The sequence below is a fragment of the Streptomyces roseolilacinus genome (assembly GCF_014649335.1).
Classification (GTDB): domain Bacteria; phylum Actinomycetota; class Actinomycetes; order Streptomycetales; family Streptomycetaceae; genus Streptomyces; species Streptomyces roseolilacinus.
Window position 1 is genome coordinate 203,063 of the sequence record NZ_BMSV01000006.1, and the last position, 26,590, is coordinate 229,652.

Annotated in this window: 28 protein-coding genes; 12 read left to right on the forward strand and 16 right to left on the reverse strand. The window is 70.9% G+C overall.

Features of this window, described 5'->3' with window-relative positions; translation table 11 throughout:
• Positions 1–22: 22 nt before the first annotated feature.
• From IE106_RS16135 to IE106_RS16145, 3 genes are all read right to left on the reverse strand, one after another.
• The gene (locus IE106_RS16135; RefSeq protein WP_189534495.1) at positions 23–1,054 is read right to left on the reverse strand and encodes an alanine racemase; all 1,032 of its coding nucleotides are present in this window, start codon (positions 1,052–1,054) and stop codon (positions 23–25) included.
• Between the two features lie 86 nt (positions 1,055–1,140).
• Positions 1,141–2,259, reverse strand: coding sequence for a lipid II:glycine glycyltransferase FemX (locus tag IE106_RS16140; protein ID WP_189534497.1), 1,119 nt, complete (start codon positions 2,257–2,259; stop codon positions 1,141–1,143).
• A 110-nt stretch (positions 2,260–2,369) separates the two neighbouring features.
• Entirely contained in the window at positions 2,370–2,684 is a 315-nt protein-coding gene (locus tag IE106_RS16145) for a hypothetical protein (RefSeq protein WP_189534499.1), read from the reverse strand.
• Positions 2,685–2,962: 278 nt separating this feature from the next.
• Here IE106_RS16145 and rpsF point away from each other — a divergent pair, with 278 nt between their 5' ends.
• The 4 genes from rpsF to rplI all read left to right on the forward strand — a co-directional run bounded on the left by rpsF (position 2,963) and on the right by rplI (position 4,649).
• A complete protein-coding gene (gene rpsF, locus IE106_RS16150; protein ID WP_004950685.1) occupies positions 2,963–3,253 on the forward strand; it encodes a 30S ribosomal protein S6 in 291 nt (96 codons plus the stop codon).
• 75 nt (positions 3,254–3,328) lie between these two features.
• The gene (locus IE106_RS16155; RefSeq protein ID WP_189534502.1) at positions 3,329–3,904 is read left to right on the forward strand and encodes a single-stranded DNA-binding protein; all 576 of its coding nucleotides are present in this window, start codon (positions 3,329–3,331) and stop codon (positions 3,902–3,904) included.
• A gap of 44 nt (positions 3,905–3,948) precedes the next feature.
• On the forward strand, positions 3,949–4,185 hold the full coding sequence (gene rpsR / locus IE106_RS16160) for a 30S ribosomal protein S18 (RefSeq protein ID WP_005315025.1): 237 nt from the start codon (positions 3,949–3,951) through the stop codon (positions 4,183–4,185).
• 17 nt (positions 4,186–4,202) lie between these two features.
• A complete protein-coding gene (gene rplI, locus IE106_RS16165; protein ID WP_010467849.1) occupies positions 4,203–4,649 on the forward strand; it encodes a 50S ribosomal protein L9 in 447 nt (148 codons plus the stop codon).
• A gap of 107 nt (positions 4,650–4,756) precedes the next feature.
• Here rplI and IE106_RS16170 read toward each other — a convergent pair whose 3' ends face one another.
• Positions 4,757–6,094, reverse strand: coding sequence for an MATE family efflux transporter (locus IE106_RS16170; protein ID WP_189534504.1), 1,338 nt, complete (start codon positions 6,092–6,094; stop codon positions 4,757–4,759).
• Positions 6,095–6,535: 441 nt separating this feature from the next.
• On the opposite strand from IE106_RS16170, the gene dnaB reads away from it, so the two are divergent.
• Positions 6,536–8,026 carry a replicative DNA helicase gene (gene dnaB / locus IE106_RS16175; protein WP_189535054.1) on the forward strand — a complete coding sequence of 497 codons (1,491 nt, stop codon included), beginning with the start codon at positions 6,536–6,538 and terminating at the stop codon, positions 8,024–8,026.
• Positions 8,027–8,186: 160 nt separating this feature from the next.
• Here dnaB and IE106_RS16180 read toward each other — a convergent pair whose 3' ends face one another.
• Together IE106_RS16180 and IE106_RS16185 are read right to left on the reverse strand one after the other, a co-directional pair.
• Positions 8,187–8,750 (reverse strand): dihydrofolate reductase family protein, encoded by a 564-nt coding sequence (locus IE106_RS16180; protein ID WP_189534506.1) that lies wholly within the window; start codon positions 8,748–8,750, stop codon positions 8,187–8,189.
• Positions 8,751–9,106: 356 nt separating this feature from the next.
• Positions 9,107–9,766 carry a GOLPH3/VPS74 family protein gene (locus tag IE106_RS16185; RefSeq protein WP_189534508.1) on the reverse strand — a complete coding sequence of 220 codons (660 nt, stop codon included), beginning with the start codon at positions 9,764–9,766 and terminating at the stop codon, positions 9,107–9,109.
• An 86-nt stretch (positions 9,767–9,852) separates the two neighbouring features.
• On the opposite strand from IE106_RS16185, the gene IE106_RS16190 reads away from it, so the two are divergent.
• On the forward strand, positions 9,853–11,223 hold the full coding sequence (locus tag IE106_RS16190) for a serine hydrolase domain-containing protein (RefSeq protein ID WP_189534510.1): 1,371 nt from the start codon (positions 9,853–9,855) through the stop codon (positions 11,221–11,223).
• 20 nt (positions 11,224–11,243) lie between these two features.
• On the opposite strand, the gene IE106_RS16195 is transcribed toward IE106_RS16190, so the two are convergent.
• Entirely contained in the window at positions 11,244–11,696 is a 453-nt protein-coding gene (locus tag IE106_RS16195; RefSeq protein ID WP_189534512.1) for a GNAT family N-acetyltransferase, read from the reverse strand.
• A 22-nt stretch (positions 11,697–11,718) separates the two neighbouring features.
• On the reverse strand, positions 11,719–12,177 hold the full coding sequence (locus IE106_RS16200) for a MarR family winged helix-turn-helix transcriptional regulator (protein ID WP_189534515.1): 459 nt from the start codon (positions 12,175–12,177) through the stop codon (positions 11,719–11,721).
• 154 nt (positions 12,178–12,331) lie between these two features.
• On the opposite strand from IE106_RS16200, the gene IE106_RS16205 reads away from it, so the two are divergent.
• Positions 12,332–13,561, forward strand: a complete 1,230-nt coding sequence (locus IE106_RS16205) for an MFS transporter (RefSeq protein WP_189534517.1) — start codon at positions 12,332–12,334, stop codon at positions 13,559–13,561.
• A gap of 428 nt (positions 13,562–13,989) precedes the next feature.
• Here IE106_RS16205 and IE106_RS16210 read toward each other — a convergent pair whose 3' ends face one another.
• The 4 genes from IE106_RS16210 to IE106_RS16225 form a co-directional block, all read right to left on the reverse strand.
• Positions 13,990–14,469 (reverse strand): NUDIX domain-containing protein, encoded by a 480-nt coding sequence (locus IE106_RS16210; protein WP_189534518.1) that lies wholly within the window; start codon positions 14,467–14,469, stop codon positions 13,990–13,992.
• Between the two features lie 61 nt (positions 14,470–14,530).
• Complete coding sequence (locus IE106_RS16215) at positions 14,531–15,424, reverse strand: LysR family transcriptional regulator (protein ID WP_189534520.1); 894 nt, start codon at positions 15,422–15,424, stop codon at positions 14,531–14,533.
• A 212-nt stretch (positions 15,425–15,636) separates the two neighbouring features.
• On the reverse strand, positions 15,637–16,779 hold the full coding sequence (locus tag IE106_RS16220) for a cystathionine gamma-lyase (protein ID WP_189534522.1): 1,143 nt from the start codon (positions 16,777–16,779) through the stop codon (positions 15,637–15,639).
• Positions 16,779–17,159, reverse strand: a complete 381-nt coding sequence (locus IE106_RS16225; protein ID WP_189534524.1) for a phage holin family protein — start codon at positions 17,157–17,159, stop codon at positions 16,779–16,781. Before IE106_RS16225 ends, IE106_RS16220 begins: the two co-directional genes overlap by 1 nt.
• Before the next feature lie 50 nt (positions 17,160–17,209).
• Here IE106_RS16225 and IE106_RS16230 point away from each other — a divergent pair, with 50 nt between their 5' ends.
• The 4 genes from IE106_RS16230 to IE106_RS16245 all read left to right on the forward strand — a co-directional run bounded on the left by IE106_RS16230 (position 17,210) and on the right by IE106_RS16245 (position 19,335).
• A complete protein-coding gene (locus IE106_RS16230; protein ID WP_189534526.1) occupies positions 17,210–17,527 on the forward strand; it encodes a cupin domain-containing protein in 318 nt (105 codons plus the stop codon).
• Positions 17,528–17,754: 227 nt separating this feature from the next.
• Positions 17,755–17,976, forward strand: coding sequence for a DUF5326 family protein (locus tag IE106_RS16235; RefSeq protein WP_189534528.1), 222 nt, complete (start codon positions 17,755–17,757; stop codon positions 17,974–17,976).
• Between the two features lie 243 nt (positions 17,977–18,219).
• Complete coding sequence (locus tag IE106_RS16240; RefSeq protein ID WP_189534530.1) at positions 18,220–18,762, forward strand: helix-turn-helix domain-containing protein; 543 nt, start codon at positions 18,220–18,222, stop codon at positions 18,760–18,762.
• Between the two features lie 138 nt (positions 18,763–18,900).
• Positions 18,901–19,335, forward strand: a complete 435-nt coding sequence (locus IE106_RS16245) for an SsgA family sporulation/cell division regulator (protein ID WP_189534532.1) — start codon at positions 18,901–18,903, stop codon at positions 19,333–19,335.
• 115 nt (positions 19,336–19,450) lie between these two features.
• On the opposite strand, the gene IE106_RS16250 is transcribed toward IE106_RS16245, so the two are convergent.
• A complete protein-coding gene (locus IE106_RS16250; protein WP_189534534.1) occupies positions 19,451–20,815 on the reverse strand; it encodes a YibE/F family protein in 1,365 nt (454 codons plus the stop codon).
• Positions 20,816–21,035: 220 nt separating this feature from the next.
• Here IE106_RS16250 and thiC point away from each other — a divergent pair, with 220 nt between their 5' ends.
• Entirely contained in the window at positions 21,036–22,814 is a 1,779-nt protein-coding gene (gene thiC / locus IE106_RS16255; RefSeq protein WP_229840490.1) for a phosphomethylpyrimidine synthase ThiC, read from the forward strand.
• 75 nt (positions 22,815–22,889) lie between these two features.
• Here thiC and IE106_RS16260 read toward each other — a convergent pair whose 3' ends face one another.
• The 3 genes from IE106_RS16260 to IE106_RS16270 form a co-directional block, all read right to left on the reverse strand.
• Positions 22,890–23,651: a hypothetical protein gene (locus tag IE106_RS16260; protein ID WP_189534536.1), complete on the reverse strand. Its 762-nt coding sequence runs from the start codon at positions 23,649–23,651 to the stop codon at positions 22,890–22,892.
• Between the two features lie 128 nt (positions 23,652–23,779).
• Positions 23,780–25,045, reverse strand: coding sequence for a metallophosphoesterase (locus tag IE106_RS16265; RefSeq protein ID WP_373295949.1), 1,266 nt, complete (start codon positions 25,043–25,045; stop codon positions 23,780–23,782).
• Positions 25,046–25,304: 259 nt separating this feature from the next.
• Positions 25,305–26,420 carry a LacI family DNA-binding transcriptional regulator gene (locus IE106_RS16270; protein WP_189534540.1) on the reverse strand — a complete coding sequence of 372 codons (1,116 nt, stop codon included), beginning with the start codon at positions 26,418–26,420 and terminating at the stop codon, positions 25,305–25,307.
• Positions 26,421–26,590: the final 170 nt, after the last annotated feature.

The window sequence follows — 26,590 nt, forward strand, 5'->3', positions numbered from 1 at the left end:
GCGGACCCGCCCGTACGGCGTCCTAGCGGTCGACGAGCCGGTCGTACTGGGTCGTGGTGTGCCGCAGGTGGGCGACCAGCTCGTCGCCGACCTGCGGCTCCTGCGCGTCCGCCGGGACGAACAGGATCGAGACCTGCATGTGCGGCGGCTCCGCGAACCAGCGCTGCTTGCCCGCCCACACGAACGGGGAGAGGTTCCGGTTGACCGTGGCGAGGCCCGCCCGGGCCACGCCCTTGGCGCGCGGCATCACGCCGTGCATGGCCTTCGGCGCCTCCAGGCCCACGCCGTGCGAGGTGCCTCCGGCGACGACCACCAGCCAGCCGTCGGACGCCACCCGCTGCTGCCGGTAGCCGAAACGGTCGCCCTTGGTGACGCGGGTGACGTCCAGGACGGCGCCCCGGTACTCCGTCGCCTCGTGGTCGCCCAGCCACAGCCGGGTGCCGATGCGGGCGCGGAACCGGGTCTGCGGGAACTGCTGCTGGAGGCGGGCCAGCTCCTCCGCCCGCAGGTGGCTGACGAACATCGTGTGGAGCGGCAGCCGGGCGGCCCGCAGCCGGTCCATCCAGCCGATGACCTCCTCGACGGCGTCCGAGCCGTCCGTGCGGTCCAGCGGCAGGTGCAGGGCGAAGCCCTCCAGGCGGACGTCCTCGATGGCCGCGTGCAGCTGGCCCAGCTCGTGCTCGCCGATGCCGTGCCGCTTCATCGAGCTCATGCACTCGATGACGACGCGCGCGCCCACCAGGGCGTGCACGCCGTCCACGGACGACACGGAGCGGATCACCCGGTCCGGCAGCGGCACCGGCTCCTCGCCCCGCCGGAACGGTGTCAGCACCAGCAGGTCGCCGCCGAACCAGTCCTTCATCCGGGCCGCCTCGTAGGTGGTGCCGACGGCGAGCATGTCGGCGCCGAAGCGGTTCACCTCTTCCGCGAGGCGCTCGTGGCCGAAACCGTAGCCGTTGCCCTTGCAGACCGGGATGAGTCCGGGGAACTGGTCGATCACGGACTTCTGGTGCGCCCGCCAGCGAGCGGTGTCGACGTACAGGGTGAGCGCCATGGCCGGTCCGGACCCTTTCTGGGGCTGTGGGTGTCGGGTGAGTGAGGTGTGCGGGACGTGTATGAGCGTACGGAAGCGCGGCGGTGTCAGCGGCGCGACATGTAGATGTCCAGCGCCTTGTGCAGCAGCTTGTTCAGCGGGAAGTCCCATTCGCCGATGTACTCGACGGCCTCGCCGCCCGTGCCCACCTTGAACTGGATCAGGCCGAAGAGGTGGTCGGTCTCGTCGAGCGAGTCCGAGATGCCGCGCAGGTCGTAGACGGTCGCGCCCATGGCGTAGGCGTCGCGCAGCATGCGCCACTGCATGGCGTTCGACGGGCGGACCTCGCGGCCGATGTTGTCGGAGGCGCCGTACGAGTACCAGACGTGCCCGCCGACCACGAGCATCGTCGCGGCGGAGAGGTTCACGCCGTTGTGCCGCGCGAAGTAGAGGCGCATGCGGTTGGGGTCCTCGTTGTTGAGGACGGTCCACATGCGCTGGAAGTACGACAGGGGGCGCGGGCGGAAGCGGTCCCGGACGGCCGTGATCTCGTACAGCCGCTGCCACTCGGCCAGGTCGTCGTAGCCGCCCTGGACGACCTCGACGCCGGCCTTCTCGGCCTTCTTGATGTTCCGCCGCCACAGCTGGTTGAAGCCCTTGAGGACGTCGTCCAGGGAGCGGTTGGCCAGCGGCACCTGGAAGACGTAGCGGGGCTGGACGTCGCCGAAGCCGGCGCCGCCGTCCTCGCCCTGCTGCCAGCCCATCTTGCGCAGCCGGTCCGACACCTCGAAGGCGCGCGGCTCGATGTGCGTCGCCTCGATGTCGCGCAGGCGCTTGACCTCGGGGTCCTGGATGCCTGCCTTGATCGCCGCGGCGTCCCAGCGGCGGATCACGACCGGCGGGCCCATCTTGACCGAGAACGCACCCTGGTTCTTGAGGTGCTGGAGCATCGGCCGCATCCAGTCGTCCAGGTTCGGCGCGTACCAGTTGATCACCGGGCCCTCGGGCAGGTAGGCGAGGTACCGCTTGATCTTCGGGAGCTGGCGGTACAGCACCAGCCCCGCACCGACCAGTTCGCCGTTCCCGTCGAACCAGCCCAGGTTCTCCGAGCGCCACTCGGTCTTGACGTCGGCCCATGCCGGAACCTGGCAGTGACTCGCCGCCGGAAGGCTCTGGATGTACGCCAGATGCTGCTCTCGGCTGATGGTCCTCAGGGTCAGGCTCATGCGGGGCGCTCCTCGGCAGGTATGTCCCCCATCGGTACAGGGGTTCCAGCTCTCGCGCCGAAGCCTACTGGCACGGGGGAGCGCCCCGAATGGGCCTACACCGGGAGGGGCTAGCCGACCAGGCCGCCGAACAGCCCTCCGCGGGCCATCCCGAGGAAGAAACCGACCGCCGCCGCGCCCAGCCCGATGATCAGGAACGTCCGTTGCCGGGTCGTCTCGGAGACGTACTGGCCGTAGGCGCCCGTGACGATGCCGATGAGGCCGGCCCACGAACTGAGCAGGTGGAGGCTGTGGAACTGCGCCGTGACGAAGGCGAGCGCACCCAGCACCAGGGTCACGACCATCAGGGTGTCCTGGAGCGGATGGGGCCTGCCGTCCGTGGCGAGGAGGGAAGAGGAGGGATGACGGTGGAAGACCTGAGCCATGAGGCACCTCCTGGCTTGCCGGAGGGCGGCGCGCTGTGGCGCCGCCCGCACCCGATGTGTACAGATTGCGTCCCCTGACCACCGGATTTCAACCGGAAGCCGCCGTGCGGGTACTCTGTACGGTCTGCACCGGTGTCTGCCCATGCCCAGAAACGCGCCAGTCCCTTGGCCGTCGTCTGTGGGCGTTGTCAGTGGGCACGGCTACCGTTGCGCACGCATCACGACCCTCCTGCCACGGAACGACCGTGGCCGCTGAGTCCAAAGGAGGTGGGTTCCACATGCGTCACTACGAGGTGATGGTCATCCTCGACCCCGATCTCGAGGAGCGCGCTGTCTCCCCGCTGATCGAGAACTTCCTCTCCGTCGTCCGTGAGGGCAACGGAAAGGTCGAGAAGGTCGACACCTGGGGCCGTCGTCGTCTCGCTTACGAGATCAAGAAGAAGCCCGAGGGCATCTACTCGGTCATCGACCTGCAGGCCGAGCCTGCGGTCGTCAAGGAGCTCGACCGCCAGATGAACCTGAACGAGTCGGTCCTCCGGACCAAGGTCCTCCGCCCCGAGACCCACTGAGCTTTCCGCTCACTGGTCATCGGGTCCGAGTAGCAGCAGCAAGCAGCCAGAAGCAAACCCGCCGAGAGGTTCCCCATGGCAGGCGAGACCGTCATCACGGTCGTCGGCAATCTTGTCGACGACCCCGAGCTGCGCTTCACCCCTTCCGGTGCGGCGGTCGCGAAGTTCCGTGTCGCGTCCACCCCCCGCACCTTCGATCGTCAGACCAATGAGTGGAAGGACGGCGAGAGCCTGTTCCTGACCTGCTCGGTCTGGCGCCAGGCGGCGGAGAACGTCGCCGAGTCGCTCCAGCGAGGCATGCGCGTCATCGTGCAGGGCCGGCTGAAGCAGCGGTCCTACGAGGACCGCGAGGGCGTCAAGCGCACGGTCTTCGAGCTGGACGTCGAGGAAGTCGGTCCGAGCCTCAAGAACGCCACGGCCAAGGTCACCAAGACCACCGGTCGCGGTGGTCAGGGCGGCTACGGCGGCGGCCAGCAGGGCGGCCAGGGTGGCCAGGGCGGCTGGGGCGGTGCCCCGGGCGGCCAGCAGGGCGGCGGCGCTCCCGCCGACGACCCCTGGGCCGGCGGTGCGCCGGCCGGCGGCCAGCAGGGCGGCCAGGGCGGCTGGGGCGGAAGCTCCGGCGGCGGCTACTCGGACGAGCCCCCCTTCTAGGGCCGGGCTCGTACCCCACTTCTTGATCACACAGGAGAAACACCATGGCGAAGCCGCCTGTGCGCAAGCCTAAGAAGAAGGTCTGCGCGTTCTGCAAGGACAAGACCGCGTACGTGGACTACAAGGACACGAACATGCTGCGGAAGTTCATTTCCGACCGCGGCAAGATCCGTGCCCGTCGCGTGACCGGCAACTGCACGCAGCACCAGCGTGACGTCGCCACGGCCGTCAAGAACAGCCGTGAGATGGCGCTGCTGCCCTACACGTCCACCGCGCGATAAGGAAGGGTGACCTACTGATGAAGATCATCCTTACCCACGAGGTCTCCGGCCTCGGTGCGGCCGGCGACGTCGTCGACGTCAAGGACGGCTACGCTCGCAACTACCTGGTCCCGCGCGGTTTCGCGATCCGCTGGACCAAGGGTGGCGAGAAGGACGTGGCGCAGATCCGTCGCGCCCGCAAGATCCACGAGATCGCGACCATCGAGCAGGCCAACCAGATCAAGGCCCAGCTCGAGTCCGTCAAGGTGCGCCTGGCCGTTCGCTCCGGCGACGCCGGCCGTCTGTTCGGCTCCGTCACCCCGGCTGACATCGCCTCGGCGATCAAGTCCGCCGGTGGCCCGGACGTCGACAAGCGCCGTGTCGAGCTCGGTGCGCCGATCAAGACCCTGGGCTCGCACCAGGTGTCCGTGCGCCTGCACCCCGAGGTCGCCGCGAACCTCGGTGTCGAGGTCGTCGCTGCCTGAGACTGCCTTTGCAGGGCTGAGCACTGAAGGGCCGCACCCGCTCGGGTGCGGCCCTTCGTCGTGTTTCACGTGAAACGGTGTGTTTCACGTGAAACACCGCGGGTGCGTCAGCGGGTGGCGCCGGTGACCAGCCAGCGACCGGAGCGCATCCGCAGCCACAGCGTCACCATCCGGGTGGCCATCATCAGGGACATCGCCCACCACAGGGCCGTCAGCCCGCCCCCGAACACCGGGACGAGCAGGGCGACCGGGGTGAAGACCACCAGCGTGACCACCATCGCACCCGCCAGGTACGGGCCGTCCCCGGCACCCATCAGGACCCCGTCCAGAACGAAGACGACCCCGGCGATCGGCTGGGAGAGCGCCACGACCAGCAGCGCGGGCAGCAGGGTGTCCCGCACGGCGTCATCGCCCGTGAAGAGCGGGATGAACAGCGGGCGGGCGGCCACGACGAGGATGCCGAGGACCACGCCCGACACGACGCCCCACCGCACCATGCGGCGGCAGACGGCGCGAGCGCCCTCGGTGTCCCCCGCGCCCAGGTAGCGGCCGATGATGGCCTGGCCCGCGATGGCGATGGCGTCGAGCGCGAAGGCCATCAGGCTCCACAGCGACAGGATGATCTGGTGCGCGGCCACCGGGACGTCTCCCAGCCGGGCGGCGATGGCGGTCGCGATCATCAGTACGGCGCGCAGGGAGAGCGTACGGACGAGGAGCGGGACACCGGCCTGGGCACTGGCCCGGATCCCGGCCGCGTCCGGCCGGAGCGAGGCGCCGTGGCGCCGCGCCCCGCGCACGACGACGGTGAGGTAGGCGACGGCCATGCCGCCCTGTGCGATCACGGTCCCCCAGGCGGAGCCGGCGATCCCGAGTCCGGCGCCGTAGACCAGCACCACGTTCAGGACGGCGTTGACGCCGAAGCCGGCGATCGCGACGTACAGGGGGGTCCTGGTGTCCTGGAGGCCGCGCAGGACGCCGGTGGCGGCGAGCACGACGAGCATCGCGGGGATGCCGAGGCTGGAGATCCTGAGATACGTCGCGGCATGCGGAGCGGCGGTGGTGGAGGCGCCGAACGCCTCGACGACCCAGGAGGCGGTCGGCAGGGTGACGGCGACGACCGCCAGCCCGAGCAGGAGGGCGAGCCAGATGCCGTCCATGCCCTGGCGGATCGCCGCCGGGAGGTCGCCCGCGCCGACGCGCCGGGCGACCGCCGCCGTCGTGGCGTAGGCGAGGAAGACGAAGACGCTGACGGCCGTCGACAGCAGGGCGGCCGCGACACCCAGGCCGGCCAACTGGGAGGTGCCGAGATGACCGATGACGGCGCTGTCGACGAGGACGAACAGGGGCTCGGCGACGAGAGCTCCGAAGGCCGGAACGGCCAGGGCGAGGATCTCTCTGTCGTGGGACCGACGGGTGTTCTCGGGAGCCGGGGAAGCCTGGGTCATGCGTTCAATGTAATCGTCCACAGGTAAGAGACACAAACCCTTTGCAGTCCTTACTTGCTCCGGCTTCGGCGGCGGGCGCCTGCGCTGTTTGTGCGGATCTTGAATCCCTGGGGAAAGTTTTTCTCCCCCACAGCCGGTGGATGGAAAAAGACCAGGTCAGCGCAGGTCTGTGGATGCCGCTATGAGTTTGTCCACACGGCTGTCCCCCGGTCCGTGCACAGGATCCGGCGAGTTCTCCACAGCATCAGGGCGTTCATCCACAGTCCCTGTGGATAACCAGATTGGCTGACGGTGCCCGCGGGCCTACCGTGGTCCGGCGCCCGACGTGCCGCGAGGTGGAGTTGGTGCCTCTTGTTTGTCAGAGCCGTGGCGTAGAAAGAGTGACACGCCAAGGTCCGCGGTGCGGACGGGAGGAGGTGGCCGGTGACCATTCCGGAGCACTTGGACGACCCCTGGACCGACAGCGGACCGAGCGACCGCCTGCCCGTCTCCCGCCAGCGCGGAGCCGAGGCACCCGTCGGCGGCCGGGGCGGGGGTCGCGGCCGGGGGCGCGAGGAGCAGCACGAGCGGGGCTCCGAGAGCGGTCCCTGGGACAGCGGCGCCGGCGGCTTCGAGCGCGTCCCCCCGCAGGACCTCGACGCCGAGCAGTCCGTACTCGGCGGCATGCTCCTCTCCAAGGACGCCATCGCCGACGTGGTGGAGATCCTCAAGGGCCACGACTTCTACCGTCCGGCACACGAGACGATCTACCAGGCGATCCTCGACCTCTACGCCAAGGGCGAGCCGGCCGACCCCATCACCGTGGGCGCCGAACTCACCAAGCGCGGCGAGATCAACCGGGTGGGCGGCGCGTCGTACCTGCACACCCTGGTGCAGTCCGTGCCGACCGCGGCCAACGCCTCGTACTACGCGGAGATCGTCCACGAACGTGCGGTGCTGCGCCGCCTCGTGGAGGCCGGTACCAAGATCACGCAGATGGGGTACGCGGCGGACGGCGACGTCGACGAGATCGTCAACCAGGCCCAGGCGGAGATCTACGCCGTCACGGAGCAGCGCACCAGCGAGGACTACCTCCCGCTCAGCGACATCATGGAGGGCGCCCTCGACGAGATCGAGGCGATCGGCTCCCGCAGCGGCGAGATGACCGGCGTCCCGACCGGCTTCACGGACTTCGACTCCCTCACCAACGGTCTCCACCCCGGCCAGATGATCGTCATCGCGGCCCGTCCCGCCATGGGCAAGTCGACGCTGGCGCTGGACTTCGCCCGCGCCTGTTCGATCAAGCACAACCTGCCGAGCGTCATCTTCTCCCTGGAGATGGGCCGCAACGAGATCGCGATGCGCCTGCTGTCCGCCGAGGCCCGGGTGGCCCTGCACCACATGCGGTCCGGGACGATGACGGACGAGGACTGGACCCGGCTGGCCCGGCGCATGCCGGACGTCTCGCAGGCCCCGCTCTACATCGACGACTCCCCGAACCTGTCGATGATGGAGATCCGCGCCAAGTGCCGCCGCCTGAAGCAGCGGAACAACCTCAAGCTCGTGGTCATCGACTACCTCCAGCTGATGCAGTCCGGCGGGTCCCGCCGCGCCGAGAGCCGCCAGCAGGAGGTCTCGGACATGTCCCGTAACCTCAAGCTCCTCGCGAAGGAGCTGGAGGTACCGGTCATCGCCCTGTCCCAGCTGAACCGAGGCCCCGAGCAGCGCACGGACAAGAAGCCCATGGTGTCCGACCTGCGAGAGTCCGGCTCGATCGAGCAGGACGCCGACATGGTGATCCTGCTCCACCGCGAGGACGCCTACGAGAAGGAGTCCCCGCGCGCGGGCGAGGCGGACCTCATCGTGGCCAAGCACCGTAACGGCCCCACGGCCACCATCACGGTCGCCTTCCAGGGCCACTACTCCCGCTTCGTCGACATGGCCCAGACCTGACCGGGCCGGCTGGGCCCGCGAGCGCGTCCCGGAGCACCTCCCGACCCCGGAGCAGGATCCGGTAGGGGTGGACGCGAAGCCGCACCGCCGGTTGCCCATCCCGGTGGTGGCGTCCGCGTTCGCGTGGACCCGGCCGGCGGTCGGGTCGTGTGCCGGGCGCTCAGCGCCTCGTCTCGTACCTGGTCAGGACCACGCCGCAGGGAAACGTCCGGGTCTCCACCAGGTTCAGGTCCACCCAGCCGTCCAGCGCGGTGAAGAACGGCGTGCCACCGCCCACCAGGACCGGCGCGGTGGCCAGCACGTACTCGTCGATCAGCCCGGCCCGCATGGCCGCCCCGGCGAGCGTCGCGCCGCCGATGTCCATCGGGCCGCCGTCCTCGGCCTTGAGCCGGGTGATCTCGGCGACCGCGTCGCCGGTGACCAGGCGGGTGTTCCAGTCGACCTCGTCGATCGTCGAGGAGAACACCACCTTCGACATGTCCCGCCAGCGGCGCGCGAACTCGATCTCCGCCGGGGTGGCGTCGGGCCGCTGGTCGCCGGTCGGCCAGTAGGAGCTCATCGTCTGCCACAGCTTGCGCCCGTACAGCGACAGGTCGGTCGCCTGCAACCGGTCGGACCAGAACCGGAACAGCTCGTCGCTCGGCACGCTCCAGCCGATGTCGTCGCCGGGCGCGGCGATGTAGCCGTCCAGGGACAGGTTCATGCCGTAGATCAGTTTCCGCATGGCGCCGGCCTTCCGTGAGTCGGTCTCACACGTACCGACCGGCGCGGCGCGGGAAACCCATCGGTGCGCGGTCCGAAGCCCGCAACGCACTCGTCGGCCGGTCGGCCGGGGCCGGCGCGAACCGTGCCCCGTCCTCGTCCTGGGCGGCGGGTCGGCGGGGCGGACGGGCACCGCGGAGCAGACTGTGTTCGCCGCCGCCGCGTCCGCCGGCCGGCACCTGCTCCTCGCGGGCGGTGGAGCGCTGCTCGGACGGGCGCTGACGGGCGCTCGGGGGAGGCCGGCCACCGCCTTGGTGTCCAGCGCCCTGATCACCGGTCTCACCGGTCACCTGCCTGCGTTGGCTGCCTGACCACCGGTCATGTGCAGGCGATGACGGTCACGGCGGTGACCGCGGCCATCGTCGCCTGCATGTCACGGATCGCCCTGCGCACGCTGTCGGCCGCCCACTGGCCCTCCGCGATCGTGGCCATGCGGGGTTCGACCTCTTTGCGGGGGACGCCGGGGAAGGCGATGCCGTGCAACCGGGCACCGTGCAGGAGCGCGACGAGCGCGGACGTGCGGTTGTCGGGCCGGGCACCCTGCAGGACGACGCGCGCCAGCCGGTCGCGGAGCTCGCGCTCCACGGTGCCGTCCGCCTCCGGGTAGCGCCGTACCGGGAAGAGACCCAGTGTCCGGTGCCGCTCCTCGGCGACCAGGCCGCGTTCGCACAGGCTCCGCACCGTCGCCCGCACGGCGGTCGCCTGGTCCTTCGTCAGCCAGTCGGTGATCTTCCCGGAGCGGTTGCGGTGGACCCAGTCGGCGAGGCGACGCAACCGCTCGTCGAGCAGTTCGTCGCCCGTGGTCGAGGTGTCGGTGATGCCCACCCGGCCGGACGTGACCTGGATCCGGTGCCGCATGGCCAGTTCCAGCAGGATGCCGCCCGCCACGGCCCAGCCCGCGGAGGCCCGGTCCTTCGCGACACCGGACTCGTCGTCCAGTGACAGCAGCATGACTTCCTCGCCCAGCGTCACGGACACACGCGGCTCCCCTCGGTCATCACGGTCACTGACGATGACGCCGGCCGGGGCCCGTGGGTTCCGCGCCGTACGGTACACCTGGGCCCATGACCTCATCTTCCGTACCGCTCCTGCCCTCCACCGAGCGCTCGCTGCTCCACCGGATCGCCGTCGGCCAGTCCGAAGGACGGACGCCTTCACTCGTCGGGGCGGTCGCCCGGGAGGGCCGGCTGGTGTGGGCGGGGGGACGGGGCGACGTCGTGTCCGCCGCCGACACGCAGTACCGGATCGGTTCGATCACCAAGACCTTCACCGCCGTCCTGGTGATGCGGCTGCGGGACGAGGGCCTGCTCGGTCTGGACGACTCTCTGGAGAAGCACCTGCCGGGTACGGGGGTGGGAGGCGTGACCGTCGCCCAGCTCCTGAGCCACACCGCCGGCCTGTCGGCCGAGCCCCCGGCTCCCTGGTGGGAGCGGACGCCGGGCGCGCTGCGCCCCGACCTCGCCGACGTCCTCGGGGAACGGCCGCTCGCCCATCCGCCGGGGCGGGGCCACCACTACTCCAACACCGGTTACACCCTGCTGGGTTCACTGGTGTCCGCGGTGCGCGGCGTCCCGTGGGAGGAGGCGTTGCGCACCGAGGTCCTGGAGCCGCTCGGCATGGGACGGACGACCTCGCAACCGGTGGCGCCGCACGCCCAGGGGTGGGCCGTCCACCCCTGGGCGGATGTGCTGCTGCCGGAGCCGGCCGAGGACCTGGGACTGATGGCCCCGGCCGGGCAGCTGTGGTCGACCGCCGGCGACCTCTGCCGGTTCGCCTCGTTCCTCGCCGGAGGGGACGACCGGGTGCTGGCCGCGCGGTCCGTGCGCGAGATGCGCACCCCCGCCGCGCCACCCACCACGGCGGACTGGGACGGCGGTTACGGGCTCGGTGTGCAACTGGCCCGGCGGGACGGCCGCACCCTCGTCGGTCACACCGGGTCGCTGCCGGGCTTCGTCGCCGGCCTGTGGCTGAGCGTGGACGACGACGTCGCCGCGGTCGTCCTGGCCAACGCGACGTCCGGACCGCAGACCGGTGTGCTCGCCGCCGACCTCGTGCGGATCGTCGCCGAGGCGGAACCCCGGATCCCGGAGACGTGGCGTCCCCTGCCGGAGACCGACGCTCCGCCGCTTTCCCTGACCGGCCCCTGGTACTGGGGGACGTACGCGTACGGGCTGAAGGCGCTCGCGGGCGGTGACGTGGAGCTGCAGCCCCTGCGTGGTGCCGGTCGCGGTTCCCGGTTCCGGTCGCTGCCGGACGGCACCTGGATCGGACTCGACGGCTACTACGACGGGGAGGTGCTCCGGGTGGTCCGCCGCCGGGACGGGTCGGTGAGCCACCTGGACCTGGGGTCGTTCGCGTTCACGCGTGAGCCCTACGAGCCGGGGGACGCCGTCCCGGGAGGCGTGGACGAGGACGGCTGGCGGGGAACGCGCTGACGTTTCACGTGAAACAGCGCTCAGAGGGCCAGCTTGAAGCCGACGTGTGAGGCGGTGAAGCCCAGGCGGTCGTAGAAGCGGTGGGCATCGGTGCGGGAGGCGTCCGACGTGAGCTGGACCAGTACGCAGCCCTGGCGGCGCGACTCCGCGATGGCCCACTCGATCAGCCATGTGCCGAGTCCGCTGCCCCGCGCGTCGGCGTGCACCCGTACCGCCTCGATGAGGGAACGGGTGGCGCCGCGCCGGGACAGTCCCGGTATGACGGTCAGGTGGAGCGTGCCGATGACCCGACCGCCGCGGACGGCGACCACCAGGTGCTGGTTCGGGTCCGCGGCCACCCGCTCGAAGGCGGCGAGGTAGGGGGCGAGGTCGTCGGGTGACTCCCGCTGGGCGCCGAGCGGGTCGTCGGCGAGCATCGCCACGATGGCGGGGACGTCGGCCGCCGTCGCGCGCCTGATGTCGAGATCGTTCATGGGACGGACGCTACCGGGCCGGTCACGCCGGGGCGTCGATTTCTTCCAACGCCTTCACCAGCGGGGCCAGTTCCGGCTTCTTGGCCGCCTCGTCGAGCGCCTCGCGGAGGGCCGCGTCATGGGTGGGGCGGGCCTCGGCCAGGAGCTTCTGACCGGTTTCCGTGACATCGGTGTAGATCCCGCGCCGGTCCGTCGCGCAGAGGTACCGGGTGAGCAGCCCCCGGTCCTCGAGACGGGTGACCAGCCGTGTGGTGGCGCTCTGGCTGAGGACGACGGCGTCGGCGACCTGCTTCATCTGCAGGTGCCCGCCGGGCCCGCTGTGCTGGCGGCTGAGGACATCGAGCAACGAGTACTCCCGCACGCTCAGCCCGTGCCGGGACTCCAGTGCGCGCTCGACATGGCTCTCGATCCTGCCGTGCAGCAGTGAGAGGGCGCACCAGCCCTGCGCGGGGGCGGTCGGTGACGAGTCGGTCGCTGTCATCGCTCTGCCTCTCTCCCGTGCGAACGGGGCTCCCGGACGGCCATGCCACCAGGGTAGACGAGCGATGCAATAGCCCGCGCTTGCAATTAAACCGCGCCTGCAATTATTGTTTACGCTTGTAAAGCGCAGATGCAATCTCAGGAAGGGGCAACCCATGCCGCTCGCGCTCCTCGCCCTGGCCATCGGGGCCTTCGGGATCGGCACGACGGAGTTCGTGATCATGGGATTGCTTCCCGAGGTCGCGGCCGACTACGGCGTCTCCATCCCCACCGCCGGCCACCTCGTCACGGGCTACGCCCTGGGCGTCGTCCTCGGTGCCCCGCTCATGACCGTGCTCGGCACCCGGGTCTCCCGGAAGCGGATGCTCATGCTGCTGATGGTCCTGTTCATCGCGGGCAACGTGCTGTCCGCGCTCGCCCCCGCCTTCGGGCTGATGCTGCTGGGGCGGATCGTGGCGTCCCTCGCCCACGGCGCCTTCTTCGGCATCGGCTCCGTCGTCGCAGCCGGTCTGGTCGCACCGGAGAAGAAGGCCGGAGCCATCGCGATGATGTTCACCGGTCTGACCGTCGCCAACGTCGTCGGCGTGCCGCTCGGCACCTTCATCGGGCAGAGCACCGGCTGGCGGGCCACCTTCCTGATCGTCGCCGCCCTGGGCGTCCTGGGCCTGCTGGGCATCGCCAGGCTCGTTCCCGAGCAGCCCCGGCCCGAAGGCGTCCGACTGCGCCACGAACTGGCGGCCTTCCGCAACGTGCAGGTGCTGCTCGCCATGGCGATGACCGTGCTCGGCTTCGGCGGGGTCTTCGCCGCGATCACCTACATCACGCCGATGATGACCGGGGCCGCCGGATTCGCCGACGCATCCGTCACCTGGCTGCTGGTCCTCTTCGGGCTGGGCATGGTGGGTGGCAACCTGGTCGGCGGTCGCTTCGCCGACCGCGCGCTGATGCCGATGCTGTACGTGTCGCTGGGCGCCCTCGCCCTGGTGCTCGCCCTGTTCACGTTCACCGCGCACCACAAGGCCGCCGCGGCCGTCACCCTCACCCTGATCGGCGCACTCGGCTTCGCGACCGTACCGCCCCTGCAGAAGCGGGTGCTGGACCAGGCGTCCGGTGCGCCGACCCTGGCCTCCGCCGTGAACATCGGGGCCTTCAACCTCGGCAACGCCCTGGCCGCCTGGCTGGGTGGCCTCGTCATCGCGGCCGGCCTCGGCATCACGGCCCCCAACTGGGTCGGCGCCCTGCTCGCCGCCTCGGCGCTGGGACTGGCCGTGCTGTCCGGAGCCCTGGAGCGCCGCGACCGGCGCGGTGCGAGCCGGATCGTCACCGGCTCCACGGCGGAGCCCGCGCTCACGAACGAAGCGCCGCCCGCCCCCGCACGGAGCTGACGGGCCGGTCCCCAGGCCGTGCCCAGGGACAGGACGAGACCGCCGGCCGGCGTGGTGGCCGCGACGGGGAGGAGCAGCCAGTCGGCGGACACGCGCATCGCGCGGTAGGCCGCCGCGGTCAGCGACACGACGGCGGCGGCACGGGCGGTGATGCCGAGCGCCGGCAACCCGAGCGACAGCCCCGGCCGGCGGACGCGGCACATGCACGACAAGAAGGGTGCGGGGCGCGGACGCTTGAGTGGTTTCACGTGAAACACCGCCCCGCCCCCCGCCGCCCGCGTCTGACGCAGGGAGTGACCGCGGCTACTCGTGTCGGCGTACACGTGCTCACGGCCCCCGAGGGAAGGCGCGGGCCACCGGATTTCCGTGCGAGCGCGTCGGGTGCGACCCGGGGACGAGCCCGCGGCCGTGTCCGGAGGGCGGGCCGGTCAGCCCAGGTCAGGGGCGTGCATGGCGCGCACGCCCTCGATGTTGCCGTCCAGGTAGTGGCGCAGCGACAGGGGGACGAGGTGCACGGCGGCGATGCCGACCCGGCTGAACGGCACACGGACGATCTCGTACTCCCCGATCGGCTCGTCCACCTCCGGACCGTGCCGCACGCCCGGATCCATGGACTCCAGGCGGCAGACGAAGAAGTGCTGCACCTTCACTCCGGAGACGCCGCCGTCCTCGATGTGCTCGACGGTGTCGACGAAGCAGGGCACCACGTCCGTGATCTTCGCACCGAGCTCTTCGTGGACCTCCCGGTGCAGGGCGTCCACGACGGTCGCGTCACTCGGCTCGACGCCTCCGCCCGGCGTGACCCAGTAAGGGTCCATCCCAGGCTTGGTGCGCTTGATCAAGATCAGGTCGTCACCGTCGAGGAGGACGGCCCGTGCGGTGCGCTTGACCACTGGACGTTCGGTCATGGCATGAAAATGGCCCGTGGCGTTCCGCTTGAAACGCCCGCGGGGCCGTGACTGCCGAGGGTCACCATCCGGCCGCCGCCCGCAGCAGCGTCTCATGGGCCCGGGCGATGTGGGTCAGGGTCAGGGCGCCGGCGCGGACGACGAGGAAGTACGTCCGCAGAGGGGGGATCGGCGGTTCCAGCAGCGTGACGAGACGGCCGCTCTCCAGGGCGTCCTCGCACAGGTAGCGCGGGAGGACGGCGAGGCCCGCGCCCGCGGCGGCGCTTTCCAGCGCGGCCCGCAGGTCGGGAACGACGACCGTGGCGGACGCGGCGGGTTTTGACTCGAAGACGGCGGACCAGTACCGGGCCACGAACGGCAGCGACTCGTGGACCTCGATCACCGGTAACTGCTCCAGGACCACGGAGCCCTTGCTCAGCAGCACGTCCGGCGCCAGTCGGGCGGCCCAGCGGGGCGCGGCCACCAGCACGTGCTCCTCGTCGCACAGCGGCGTCGCCGTCAGCAGCCCGCCCCGCGGTCGCGCCGTGGAGAGGACCAGGTCGTGCCGCCCGGCGGCCAGCCCGTCGAGGCTGTCCTCGGAGGCGGCGAACAGCGAGGTCCGCAGGGTGAGGCCCTCGGCCACCAGGGGCGTCAGCGCGGGTAACGCCCGCAGCGAGACGAGCTCGGGCGGGCCGGCGAGATGGAGGGTGCGGGTTCCGAGCCCGTGCAGCCCGACCTCGGTGATCTCCATGAGCGCGTCCAGGTGCGGGGCGGCCCGGTGGGCGAGCTCGTCGCCGACCGTCGTGGGGGTGACACCGCGGGCCTGCCGCAGGAAGAGCGGTCGGCCGAGCTGCCGCTCCAACGTGCGGATCTGGCTGGTCACGGCGGGCTGGGAGAGGCCGAGGAGGGCCGCGGCGCGGGTGAAGGAGCCGGCCCGGTGCACCGTGACGAAGGTCCGCAGCAGGCTCAGATCCATGCCCTTCCTCTTCCTGGTCGGCGCCTCCCCCCGGATCCGTACAACTATAAATAAATCGATAGGCTCCTGTCGCCAGCGTGATTGGACACTGACGTAGAGTCAACTAGCCTGGTTGAGGCCGGATTCGGGCACACAGGCAGGACGGTCCGAGCCACGAGGGGGGAGGCTCGGACCGTCCGTTCCACCCGGCCGTCGCGGTGCGCGCCGAGCCGTCAGCCGTGCCCGGCCGCCGCGTCCAGCGCGCGCAGCACGTCCGCCACGAGGTCGTCGGGGTCCTCCGCGCCGACCGAGAAGCGGACGAAGCCGGGCGGCACGGCGTCGCCGCCCCACCGGCCGCGGCGCTCGGCCGTCGACCGCACGCCGCCGAAACTGGTCGCGTCGTCCACCAGCCGCAGCGCCTCCAGGAACCGCTCCGCGCGCTCCCGGTCGGCCAGGACGAACGACACGACCGACCCGAAGCGGCGCATCTGCCCGGCCGCCACCTCGTGCGACGGGTCGCCCGGGAGCCCCGGGTAGCGCAGGCCCGTCACGTCGTCGCGCGTCGCCAGCGCCTCGGCCAGCGTCAGGGCGTTGGCGCACTGCCGGTCGACCCGCAGCTGGAGCGTGGCGAGGGAGCGGTGGGCGAGCCACGCCTCCATCGGACCCGGGATCGCGCCGACGATCTTCCGCCAGCGCCGTACGCCGGCGGCGAGACCCGCGTCGCCGCAGGCGACGTGGCCGAGCAGGATGTCGCCGTGCCCGGTCATGCCCTTGGTGTCGCTGGCCACCGAGAAGTCCGCGCCGAGGGCCAGGGGCCGCTGGCCCAGGGGCGTGGCGAGGGTGTTGTCCACGGCGACCAGGGCGCCGGCGGCGCGGGCCGCCGCCACCATCCGCCTGACGTCGCACACGTCGAGACCGGGGTTGGACGGGGTCTCCAGCCACAGCAGCTTCGCACCGTCCAGGACGGACAGCTGGGCGTCGCCGCCCGTCGGCGCGACGCGCACCTCGATCCCGTACGCCTCCAACTGCTCGCGCACGAGTGGCAGGGCCTGGTAGCCGTCCGACGGGAGGACCACGGCGTCACCGGCGCTGAGCTGCGAGAACAGGACCGAGGAGATCGCGGCCATGCCGGAGGCGAAGACCACGGTCTCCACCGTGCCGTCCCCGGGCGCCTCCAGCTCGCCGATGGCCCGCTCCAGCAGCGTCCAGGTCGGGTTCTCGTCGCGCCCGTACGTGTACGGGCCGGTGGGCTCACCGGGCAGGTGGAAGTGCGCGGCGAAGACCGGCCCCGGAAGCGTCGGTTCGTACTTGAGGGGTTCCGGCAGGCCGGCCCGCACCGCGCGGGTGCCGTCGCCCCAGTCAGGTGCCGCCTCCATCAGTCGCGCCCGTCCGGGAGGACGACGTTCAGCGCCCACGACACGATCGAGATGATCAGGCCGCCCAGGACGGCGGTCCAGAACCCCTCGACGTGGAAGCCGAGGTCCAGCTTCTCGGCGAGCCACGAGGTCAGCAGCAGCATCAGGGCGTTCACGACCAGCGTGAACAGGCCGAGCGTGAGGACGAACAGCGGGAGCGTGAACAGCTTCACGAGGGGCTTGACGAGGATGTTGACCACGCCGAAGACCAGGGCGACGAGGACCAGCGTCAGCGCCTTGCGGCCGGTGCTCTCACCGGTGAGCGTGATGTCCTGCAGCAGCCAGATCGCCACCGCCAGGGCACCCGCGTTCGCGAGCGTCTTGACTACGAAATTCATCATGTGTCTGATCGTGGCAGACATGATCGGACCGAGGTGGGGACGAGCGGGCGATGAAGGCATTCCGACTGGACGAACTCGAAGCGGAGCGCGTCGCCAACGACGGCGCGTACCTCCAGTTCCTGCGCGAGCGGAACATGTCCGTGGGGCTGTACGCGCTCGACGCCGGACAGCTGGACCCGCAGCAGCCGCACAAGGAGGACGAGGTCTACTTCGTCGTCAGCGGCCGCGGCTCGATCACGGTCGGGGCGGAGACCACCCAGGTGGGGCGCGGCAGCGTCGTGTACGTGCCGGCGGGGGTGCCGCACAGGTTCCACCACATCACCGAGGACCTGCGGGTCATGGTGGTGTTCTCCCCGCCCGAGGGGTGACGTCCCCTCCGCCGGAGGACCGGCCCGGGGCCCCGGGCCGGTCCGGCTCTCCCCAGATCGTGTCTTCAAAGTCCCGTCTGCCGAGCGGGCGAACGACGCCACTTCGAAGACACTCCCTAGGGGGAGGTTCAGGGGAGTCCGGGGGGCGCGGAGACTCCGCCGGGAACCTCCACGCCCCTAGCATCGGAGGCGTTCACCGTTGCGACGCAGAGAGACGAGGCAGGGCGATGGCGGTAAGGGGACTTCTGACGGGACTGCCGTGGTGGGTGAAGTGGGTGGCGATACCCGTGATCGCCGTCGTCGTCTTCGGCAGCCTGATCGCGACCGCGGTCTACTTCGTGGTCAGCCTGCTGTTCAAGGCGCTGGTCTTCGTCGCCCTCGTCGGCGGGCTGGTGTACGCCGTGCGGAAGTTCAAGGGATCGTCGCCGTCCGCACACGACGGCTGGTGATCCGGCCCGGCCATTAGCCCGGCCGGGGGAACGGCCCCGGCGGAATCCACCCCCGAACGGAGTCTGCCATTAGAGTGGCAGAGCTTCCGCGCCCCTTTTATCCAGGGGCTGACTGAACGCCTTACCAGCGGTTTGTACGACTGTTGCGACTGTATGCCGCGTGTTATGCGAACACGCAGATGCATACGGCGGTGCCAGCGGCGACCGCTCGTGGGCAACATGCCCTGGGGGTGACCTTCGGTCATGGCTTCGACTTCCACTGTCCCGACTCTGATCGGCTCGGTGCAGCGGGCTCTCCGACTGCTGGAGGCCGTCGGCTCCCACGAGGGCGGGGCCCCGGCCAAGCAGCTCGCGCGCGAGACCGGGCTGCCGCTGGCCACGGCCTACCACCTGCTGCGCACCCTCACCCACGAGGGCTATCTGGTGCGGGAGAAAGGGCTGTTCACCCTGGGCGAGGCCGCCAGGCGGCTGGCCGCGGCGAGCTCGCTGCAGAATCGTCGCAGCAAGATCGAGGAATCCCTGGCGCGCTGGCGGGACACGCTCGGCGTCCCCGTCTGCTTCGCCGTCTACCGGGACGGCGCGATCGAAGTCGTGGCCGTCTCCGACCACCCCGCCGCGATGACCGCCCCCACCCTCGACGAGTGGGCCGACCACCCGGGAAAATCCCTTGCCACGGCCATTTCCGTATCCCTGGTGCGGGATGAAAACGTGCTTCCCGAAGTGGAGCGACTGCGCAATGAGATCGGGGAGTTCCTCCGGTCGCTCGCCATCTCTATCAGTATCTGAAAAATCACTCCTTGTGATCTGATAGCGCGTACAGGAGCATTACGTCAAGAGGGCCAGGACGGATCAATCCTGGCCAGTTTTGTCGTGGCTACTGCTTTCAGAACTGCATCGAGACATTCATCTACAGCGGGGTACGTGATGCGCGAGTCGGTTCAGGCCGAGGTCCTGATGAGCTTCATCGTCTCGGAGGAGCTCTCCTTCAGGATCCCGGTCGAGCTCGGGTACGAGACCAGGGACCCCTTCGCGGTCCGGATGACGTTCCACCTGCCCGGTGACGCGCCGGTGACCTGGACCTTCGGGCGTGAGCTGCTCGTCGACGGGATCAACGGCGCCACCGGTGACGGGGATGTGCGGATCGAGCCGTCCGAGGCCGAGGAGCTCTCCGACGTCCACATCCGGCTGCGCGTCGGCGTCGATCAGGCGCTGTTCCGGGCCAGCGCGCCGCCTCTCGTCGCCTTCCTCGACCGCACCGACAAACTGGTGCCCCTGGGCCAGGAGTGCTCGCTCGGGGACTTCGACGAGGGTCTGGACGAGGTGCTCGGCCGCATCCTCGCCGACGAGAACGCCGGATGAGGAGACGTCAGCGGTGCGGTGGAACGAGCGGGCCCGGCTCCCCGGGGGAGGGGAGGCCGGGCCCGGACGGGTGAGCGGCCGTCCGTCGCGTCCTGCCGACGGCGGCCGTCCGCCGCTACTTCTTGCGGCGGCGCCCCCGGCCCCCACGCGCCGGGGCCGACGCCGTCGAGGGCCGGTCCGCCGAGACGACCAGCGCCGCCAGACCCGTCGTCACCGGCACCGACGCCACCAGCCCGATCGAGCCGACCAGCGTACGGACGATCTCCTGGGCCACCAGTTCGCTGTTGGCCACCGTCCCCACGCTGCTCTGCGCGATCGAGAACAGCAGCAGCAAGGGCAGCGCCGCGCCCGCGTACGCCAGCACCAGGGTGTTCACCACCGAGGCGATGTGGTCCCGCCCGATCCGGATGCCCGCCCGGTACAGCGCGCGCGGCCCCATCGTCGGATCCGCCTGGTGCAGCTCCCACACGGCCGACGTCTGGGTGACCGTCACGTCGTCGAGCACACCGAGCGAACCGATGATGACGCCGGCGAGCAGCAGGCCGGACATGTCGATGGCCGGGTACAGCCCGTGGATCAGGCCCGTGTAGTCGTCGGTGTTGCCGCTCAGCCGCGCCCAGCCGATGAACAGCGAGCCGAGCAGGCCGATGATCAGCAGTGAGATCAGGGTGCCGAGTACCGCGACCGACGTGCGGGCGCTCAGCCCGTGGCTCAGGTACAGCGCGATGAGCATGATCGCGCTCGACCCGACCACCGCCACGACCAGCGGGTTCGACCCCTGGAGGATCGCCGGCAGGATGAAGAAGGTCAGGAAGACGAAACTGGTGCCGAGCGCGATCAGCGCCATCATGCCGCGCAGCCGGCCCACCGCCACCACCGCCAGGGCGAAGACCACCGACAGCAGCAGCAGCGGGAACTTCCGGTCGACGTCCGTCACCGAGTACTGGAGGTCCTCCGGGGCGTCCGGCGCGTACGCCACGACCACGCCCTGGCCCTGCTCCAACTGCCGCGGCGCGTCCGGCTGGACGATCTCGGTGAACCGCCGCCCCTTGTTCTGACCGCTGGTCACCTCGATGGTCGCGCGCTTGCACTGCCCCTGCTGGGCGTTGACCGCCTCCCGTCCCTGCGGCGTGCTGGTGTCACCGGTGGGCGGGACCTGGGCGGCGTTCACGTCCTTGCAGTCGACCTGCTCGACGCGGACGACCTGGCCCGTCTCGGTCTGCCGGTCGAAGCCGACGCCGGTGCGTTCGTGCGCCGGGGCGCCGCCCGGCCACAGCACCGCGAGGCCGACGAGTACCGCCGTGGCGAAGGGGATCAGCACTGCGGCGATGACCTTGCGCAGATGCTTGGAGACGGGCGCGGCCGGCCCGTGGGCATGTGCGTGGACATGAGCGAGCGCTTCGGGGTCCGGGTGGTGCCCGGGACCGTGCTGGGGGCCGTGTCCCGACCCGTTTTCCGGGTGCTGATGCGAGGAAGTCACCGACCGATCATCGCAAGAACGACAGGGGCCCTCTGTTCAGCGTGGCCGGAAGGACGCTAGCGTGGTGGCACCTTTGCACACGCGGGAGCTCGGAGCACCGGGCTGAGAGGGCGCTGACCTCCGTCCCCGCGATGTTTCATGTGAAACATCGCCGACGGAAGCCGCTGCGTCGACCGCCGAACCTGTTACCGGGTAATGCCGGCGTAGGGAGTAGGTCAGGATGACCGTTCAGGACGCACGCACGCCTGCCTCCAGCACCGAGGAGAGCGGGAAGTCCATCGGCTGGCACAAGGGATACGTCGAGGGCTCGCGCCCCGACATCCGGGTGCCGGTCCGGAAGGTGCATCTCACCAACGGCAAGGACGTCACCCTGTACGACACGTCCGGGCCGTACACCGACCCGAACGTCGAGACCGACGTACGCCGCGGACTCCCGGCCCTCCGGGAGAACTGGATCATCGCGCGCGGCGACACCGAGGAGTACACCGGCCGCCCCGTCCGCCCGGAGGACGACGGCATCAAGCACACCTCGCCGCGCGGGGGGCTGCGCAACCTCGACGCCGTCTTCCCCGGACGCCCGCGCCTGCCGCGGCGCGGCCGGGACGGGCAGGCGGTGACGCAGCTCGCGTACGCCCGCCGGGGCGAGGTCACGCCGGAGATGGAGTACGTCGCGGTCCGCGAGAACGTGTCACCGGAGGTCGTGCGGGAGGAGATCGCGGCGGGCCGGGCCGTACTGCCCGCCAACGTCAACCACCCGGAGATCGAGCCGATGATCATCGGCAAGCGGTTCCTGGTGAAGGTCAACGCGAACATCGGCAACTCCGCGGTCACCTCCTCCATCGAGGAGGAGGTGGAGAAGATGACCTGGGCGACCCGCTGGGGTGCCGACACGGTCATGGACCTCTCCACGGGCCGCAACATCCACACCACCCGCGAGTGGGTGCTGCGCAACTCCCCCGTGCCGATCGGCACCGTGCCGCTCTACCAGGCGCTGGAGAAGGTCGACGGCAAGGCCGAGGAGCTGACCTGGGAGATCTACAAGGACACCGTCATCGAGCAGGCCGAGCAGGGCGTCGACTACATGACCGTCCACGCGGGCGTGCTGCTGCGGTACGTGCCCCTGACGGCCCGCCGCAAGACCGGCATCGTCTCGCGCGGCGGCTCGATCATGGCCGCGTGGTGCCTGGCGCACCACAAGGAGTCCTTCCTGTACGAGAACTTCGAGGAGCTCTGCGAGATCCTCGCCGCGTACGACGTGACGTTCTCGCTCGGTGACGGCCTGCGGCCCGGTTCGATCGCCGACGCCAACGACGAGGCGCAGTTCGCGGAGCTGCGCACGCTGGGCGAGCTCAACCGGATCGCCAAGGCGCACGACGTGCAGACGATGATCGAAGGCCCGGGCCACGTCCCGATGCACAAGATCAAGGAGAACATCGACCTCCAGCAGGAGATCTGCGAGGAGGCGCCGTTCTACACGCTCGGCCCGCTGACCACGGACGTGGCACCGGCGTACGACCACATCACCTCCGGCATCGGCGCGGCGATGATCGCCTGGTGGGGCACCGCGATGCTCTGCTACGTCACGCCCAAGGAGCACCTGGGCCTGCCGAACCGCGACGACGTGAAGACCGGTGTCATCACGTACAAGATCGCGGCGCACGCGGCGGACCTGGCCAAGGGCCACCCGGGTGCGCAGGAGTGGGACGACGCGCTGTCGGACGCGCGGTTCGAGTTCCGCTGGGAGGACCAGTTCAACCTGGCCCTCGACCCGGACACGGCGCGCGAGTTCCACGACGAGACGCTGCCGGCGGAGCCCGCCAAGACCGCGCACTTCTGCTCGATGTGCGGGCCGAAGTTCTGCTCGATGAAGATCTCCCAGGACATCCGGCGGGAGCACGGCGGCGATCTCCGGCAGGAGGAGATCCAGGCCGGGATGGAGGAGAAGTCCAAGGAGTTCGCCGCCGCGGGCAACCGCGTCTACCTGCCGCTGGCGGACTGACCGGGGAGCCCGCCGATCCGGTCGCCGGCCGCTCCGGCCCGCGGCTCCCCGGGAGCCGCGGGCCGGAGCGGCCGGTCATTCCGTGCCGGGCTCCGGCCGGGCGAGGCCGGGGCCGGTGAGGTCGGCGCCCGGCGGCCGGGGGCGCGGTGACGGGGGGAGCGAGCGCGGTGGCTCGGGGGCGGATGCGGACGCGCCGCCCGGTTCGGCCAGCGCTTCACGCAGGAAGGGCAGGATGCCGCGTTCCAGCAGGGCGCGGCGCCAGGCCTCCCGCGCGCGGGAGACCTCGTCGGGCGGGTCCCCGCCAGGTCCCCGCGGCCCGGGCGTCTCCACGGGGCGGTTGCGCAGGGCGGTGACCAGCAGCCCGGCGGCCGCCACCAGGAGGCCGACGGCGGCGACGGCGGCGAAGAACCAGCCGGCGGTGAGCAGCGGGTCGGTGACGTCCGGCGGCGGGTCGAGCATCTTCAGCACGTACCCCGTGAGCAGGAGGACGAGCGCCGCGGTGCCGGCCAGGACCGGCGTCAGGACGGTGACGACGACGCCCAGCCCGGCGCCGGGCGTGGTCTCGTCGCCGGGGCCGCCGAGGACGGAGGCCATCACGGACGCCCCCGGGGGTCTGCGCCGCTCCTCCCGCACGCGCACGAAGTGCTCGTACTCGGTCGCGGCGGCCGCGCTGATCAGGGCCGCGGCGCCGAGGGCCATGGTGCGGAGCTGGTGGGTGTCGAGCCGACGGCCGACGGCCACCAGGTCCGGTCGGTCGTGCACGGTGCGCAGCGCCTCGTCGAGGAGGCGCTCGTAGTCGGCGCGGTCCTCGGGCAGCAGGTGCGGAGCCCTCTTCATGGTGCGTCCCCCGATACTCCCGTGGGGCGTGGAAGCCCGCGGAGAAACGGCAGTTGGGAACGCCGATGGTAGAGCCGGCACACCGAGGGGTGACAGGGGTTTCCGGAATTCGCCTGTTTCGGATGCGCTCAGTGAGGTAGCGGTAGCTGCTGGACGAGCAGCTTCCCGGCCATGGTCACGCCACCGTCCATGGCGATGGCGAGGCCGTCCGCGTACACGTGGGGGCCTTCGACGACGGGGCCGGTGCTCTCGCCGTCCGCGTCCTCGGTGCCGACCTCGCCCAGCAGGTACGGAATGGGGCTGTGACCGTGGACGACGCGCCGGCCGCCGTACGTCGCGAGCAGTTCGCGTGCGGCGTTGGCGCCGCCCTCGTCGCGGAACGCGAACCGCTTGGTGAACTTGCGGAACAGGTCCCAGCACTCGTCGGCGTCGTTGCGGGTGAGGATCTCGTGGACGGTGTCGTTCACGTCCTCGATCGTGTCGCCGTACTCCAGGTACGCCGTGGTGTCGGAGTGCAGCAGCAGGTGGTCGTCCTGCTCGACGATCGCGTCGAGGCGGGACATCCACTGGAGGTGGACGTCCTGGAGGCGGTCCATGTCGCTCTTCTGGCCGCCGTTGAGCAGCCAGGCGGCCTGGAAGGTGGCCGTTCCGGCCCCGGAGTTCACGGGTGTGTCGCCGAACCGCTTCGCGCCGAGCAGCAGCAGTTCGTGGTTGCCCATCAGGGCCTTGCAGTAGCCGCCCGCGGCCGCCGCCTCCGCGGAGAGCCGCATGACGAGGTCGATGACGCCGATGCCGTCCGGACCGCGGTCCGTGAAGTCGCCGAGGAACCACAGGCGGGTGTTGCCGGCCGCCCAGCGGCCGTCCGCGTCGACGAGACCCTGCTCGCGCAGGGCGACCAGGAGTTCGTCGAGGTAGCCGTGGACGTCGCCCACGACGTACAGCGGGCCGGGGCCGGGGCCCTGCCCGACGAGCGGCGCCGCGGAGGCCGGGTCGGGCGGCGCGGTGACGGAGACCTGGAGCGTGTCACCCCGGTTGATCACCGGCAGGTCGCGCTCGGTCGGCGTGTACCCGTCCGGGTACTCGTCGTCGGGGAACGCGTTGCCCGGGTGCGGCAGGTGCGCCGCCGGGGGCTGGGACGCCGGCACCGGGGGGAGCGGGGGCTGCGCCTGGTGCGGGTGCGCCTGCTGGGGGACGCGCGGCTCGGATGCCTGCGGCGGCTGCTGCGGCTGTGCCGGATGCCGCGGAGCGGGCTGCCGGGGCTGCTGCGGCTGCGGATGTTCGGAATGACCCTGTACGGGCACCTGGGCGTACGGCGGTACGCGGAAGTCACGCAACGTCGCCGTCCGCACCACGGGTCCCTGACCGGCCCCCTGAGTCATCGACCCCTCCACCACCGTCGCGACGCCCTCACATCGCGGACCGGCCTGGTCGGGGCGGCCCGCGCTGTCGTGCGCCCATCATAGGAATGAGGCTTGTGCTGTGTGACGCACCAGGGGTGGTGAATCAGGGAGCACGCCCGGTTCGCCGGAGGTTTCGCCCCAATTGTGAAGGTCTGGACCGGGGAAAGCCGGCTTCCCGTCAGGGCGTTGCCGGGATTCCGCCGGCCCCTCGTGGGTTTCTGCCCGGTTCTGTCCGGGACCGGCCGGAGGTGTCCTACTCCTGGCGCGGTTGGCGTGGCGGACTGACCGTCGTGCGCGGCGGCCTGCGCTGCGACGACGTCCGGACGATGAGTTCCGTCGGTATGACCTGTCCGACCGGCCGGTCGTGTTCGATCCCCTCGATCGCGTCGATGAGCAACTGGACGACGGCGGTGCCGATGCGGCGCGGCTTGAGCGACAGGGTGGTGATCGGCGGCTCGGTCGTGGCGTACACGGTCGACTCGCTGCAGCAGACGAGCAGCAGGTCCTCGGGAACGCGCAGCCCGTACCGCCGTGCCGCGGCCAGCAGGTCCGTACCGTTCGGGTCGAACAACCCGTACACGGCGTCCGGGCGGTCGGGGCGGGCCAGCAGCCGGTCGGCGGCGATGGCGCCGGCGCACGGGTCGTGGGCCGGGTACGCCTCGTACACGGGGTCCTGGCCGACGCGCGTGCACCAGTCGAGGTACGCGGTGGTGGACAGCCGCGTGTACGTGTCGGTGGTGGTGCCGGTGAGCAGGCCGATCCGGCGGGCGCCGGCCTCGGCGAGGTGATCGAGGAGACCGAGGACGGCCGCCTCGTGGTCGTTGTCGACCCAGGCGGTCACCGGGAGCGAGCCGGCGGGGCGGCCGTCCGAGACGACGGGCAGGCCCTGGCGGACGAGCTCGGTGACGACGGGGTCGTGGTCGGACGGGTCGATCACGACCGTGCCGTCGAGGGCCACGTTCGACCAGATGTCGGCCGGGCTGCGGCGTGAGGTGGCGGGCAGGATGACGAGGGCGTAGCCGCGGGCGAGCGCGGCGGAGGTGGCCGCTCTGGCCATCTCGGCGAAGTACGCGAACTCGGTGAAGGTGAAAGGTTCATCCCCGTAGGTCGTCACGGTCAGGCCGATGAGGCCCGACTTGCCGGTACGGAGCGTGCGGGCGGCCGCGGAGGGCCGGTAGCCCAGCCGGTCGGCCACCTCGCGGACGTGGCGGCGGGTGGCGTCCGGGAGCCGGCCCTTGCCGTTGAGCGCGTCGGAGACAGTCGTGATGGAGACGCCGGCCGCGGCGGCCACGTCCCGGATGCCCGCGCGCCCCTGCCGGTTCCCCCGGGTCTGTGCCCGGCTCACCTGGTGCTTCCCTGCTGCTGTCATGGCGTGCCGATAGTAGGGGGATGGCGGCGGGCTGCGGCGGTCCGGTGATCCGGCGTTGACAGGCACGTTTCTGCAAGGTCGAAAGCGACCAACAGCATTGAAACTCAAGGATGTTGGCGGGTTTTTCGGCGAGTGGCCGGTTGTCCACGCGCATAGGCCAGGCCGCTGGG

Coding starts and splice junctions, on each gene's coding strand:
- IE106_RS16230 (WP_189534526.1), top strand. CDS start 17,210: ATGAAGGCATTCCGACTGGACGAACTCGAAGCGGAGCGCGTCGCCAAC.
- IE106_RS16215 (WP_189534520.1), bottom strand. CDS start 15,424: ATGGATCTGAGCCTGCTGCGGACCTTCGTCACGGTGCACCGGGCCGGC.
- IE106_RS16235 (WP_189534528.1), top strand. CDS start 17,755: ATGGCGGTAAGGGGACTTCTGACGGGACTGCCGTGGTGGGTGAAGTGG.
- IE106_RS16170 (WP_189534504.1), bottom strand. CDS start 6,094: ATGACCCAGGCTTCCCCGGCTCCCGAGAACACCCGTCGGTCCCACGAC.
- IE106_RS16195 (WP_189534512.1), bottom strand. CDS start 11,696: ATGAACGATCTCGACATCAGGCGCGCGACGGCGGCCGACGTCCCCGCC.
- rpsF (WP_004950685.1), top strand. CDS start 2,963: ATGCGTCACTACGAGGTGATGGTCATCCTCGACCCCGATCTCGAGGAG.
- rpsR (WP_005315025.1), top strand. CDS start 3,949: ATGGCGAAGCCGCCTGTGCGCAAGCCTAAGAAGAAGGTCTGCGCGTTC.
- IE106_RS16135 (WP_189534495.1), bottom strand. CDS start 1,054: ATGGCGCTCACCCTGTACGTCGACACCGCTCGCTGGCGGGCGCACCAG.
- IE106_RS16210 (WP_189534518.1), bottom strand. CDS start 14,469: ATGACCGAACGTCCAGTGGTCAAGCGCACCGCACGGGCCGTCCTCCTC.
- thiC (WP_229840490.1), top strand. CDS start 21,036: ATGACCGTTCAGGACGCACGCACGCCTGCCTCCAGCACCGAGGAGAGC.
- IE106_RS16220 (WP_189534522.1), bottom strand. CDS start 16,779: ATGGAGGCGGCACCTGACTGGGGCGACGGCACCCGCGCGGTGCGGGCC.
- IE106_RS16260 (WP_189534536.1), bottom strand. CDS start 23,651: ATGAAGAGGGCTCCGCACCTGCTGCCCGAGGACCGCGCCGACTACGAG.
- IE106_RS16145 (WP_189534499.1), bottom strand. CDS start 2,684: ATGGCTCAGGTCTTCCACCGTCATCCCTCCTCTTCCCTCCTCGCCACG.
- IE106_RS16205 (WP_189534517.1), top strand. CDS start 12,332: ATGCCGCTCGCGCTCCTCGCCCTGGCCATCGGGGCCTTCGGGATCGGC.
- IE106_RS16155 (WP_189534502.1), top strand. CDS start 3,329: ATGGCAGGCGAGACCGTCATCACGGTCGTCGGCAATCTTGTCGACGAC.
- rplI (WP_010467849.1), top strand. CDS start 4,203: ATGAAGATCATCCTTACCCACGAGGTCTCCGGCCTCGGTGCGGCCGGC.
- IE106_RS16245 (WP_189534532.1), top strand. CDS start 18,901: ATGCGCGAGTCGGTTCAGGCCGAGGTCCTGATGAGCTTCATCGTCTCG.
- IE106_RS16190 (WP_189534510.1), top strand. CDS start 9,853: ATGACCTCATCTTCCGTACCGCTCCTGCCCTCCACCGAGCGCTCGCTG.
- IE106_RS16140 (WP_189534497.1), bottom strand. CDS start 2,259: ATGAGCCTGACCCTGAGGACCATCAGCCGAGAGCAGCATCTGGCGTAC.
- IE106_RS16200 (WP_189534515.1), bottom strand. CDS start 12,177: ATGACAGCGACCGACTCGTCACCGACCGCCCCCGCGCAGGGCTGGTGC.
- IE106_RS16270 (WP_189534540.1), bottom strand. CDS start 26,420: ATGACAGCAGCAGGGAAGCACCAGGTGAGCCGGGCACAGACCCGGGGG.
- IE106_RS16240 (WP_189534530.1), top strand. CDS start 18,220: ATGGCTTCGACTTCCACTGTCCCGACTCTGATCGGCTCGGTGCAGCGG.
- IE106_RS16225 (WP_189534524.1), bottom strand. CDS start 17,159: ATGATGAATTTCGTAGTCAAGACGCTCGCGAACGCGGGTGCCCTGGCG.
- IE106_RS16180 (WP_189534506.1), bottom strand. CDS start 8,750: ATGCGGAAACTGATCTACGGCATGAACCTGTCCCTGGACGGCTACATC.